The organism is Xanthobacter sp. BG11Y11_SDJG (assembly GCF_057364445.1).
Genome location: NZ_JBNFNU010000765.1, coordinates 1 through 925, shown reverse-complemented (window position 1 = coordinate 925; position 925 = coordinate 1). Strand labels below are relative to the sequence as shown.

At 75.1% G+C, this 925-nt stretch carries 1 protein-coding gene; it reads left to right on the top strand.

Annotation, left to right across the window (positions count from 1 at the left end; genetic code table 11):
- Positions 1-261 precede the first annotated feature (261 nt).
- A partial coding sequence (locus AC2W7M_RS26390) for an ABC transporter transmembrane domain-containing protein (protein WP_486136136.1) occupies positions 262-925 on the top strand: 664 nt, incomplete at its 3' end.

Genomic DNA, 925 nt, shown 5'->3' with positions numbered 1-925 from the left:
GGGGGATGGCGGGCGGGGCGCGGCCCGGCTCGGGCTGCGCGACCTCGCCCCGCTCGTCGCCGGCATCGGCCTGTTCTCGGTGGCGATCAACATCCTGATGCTGGCCGGGGCGATCTACATGCTCCAGGTCTATGACCGGGTGCTGCCCTCGCGCTCGCTGCCGACGCTGGTGGCGCTGACCGGACTGGTGATCGCCGCCTATGCGGTGCAGGGCGTGATCGACGCCGCGCGCGGGCGCTGCTGGCGCGCCTCGGCGCCACGGTGGAGGAGCGCCTCGCGCCGGAACTGTTCGCGGACGGGCTGCACCGCACCGCGCGGCTCGGCGCGCCGGGCGAATTCACCGCCGCCTTGCGCGACCTCGACCAGGTGCGCTCCTTCCTCTCCGGCCCCGGGCCGACGGTGCTGTTCGATGCGCCCTTCGTGCCCCTCTTCGTGGGCCTGTGCTTCCTGCTGCATCCCTGGCTGGGCTTCACGGCGCTCGCGGGCGCCATCGTCATCGTCGGCCTGGCGCTTGCCGGCGAGGCGCGCTCCAAGGCGCGGGTGAAGACCGCGACCGAGGTCGCCGCCCGCCGCGCCGGCTTCATCGAGGGCGCGCGGCGCGGCGCCGAGGCGGCCCATGCTTTGGGCATGGTCGGCAACATGCGCGCGCGCTTCGCGGAGCTGGACCAGGAGAGCCGCGCCGGCAACGAGCGCCTCGCGGTCTCCTCGGTCAATCTCGCGGCCCTGTCGCGCTCGTTCCGGGCGCTGCTGCAATCCCTCCTGCTCGGCATCGGCGCCCTGCTGGTGCTGCGCGGCGACGCCACCGGCGGCGTGATGATCGCCGCCTCCATCCTCATGGGCCGGGCGCTGGCGCCGGTGGAGCTGGCCGCCGCGCACTGGAAGGGCTACCTCGGCGCGCGCCGGCAGGCCTGGCGGCGGCTGGCAC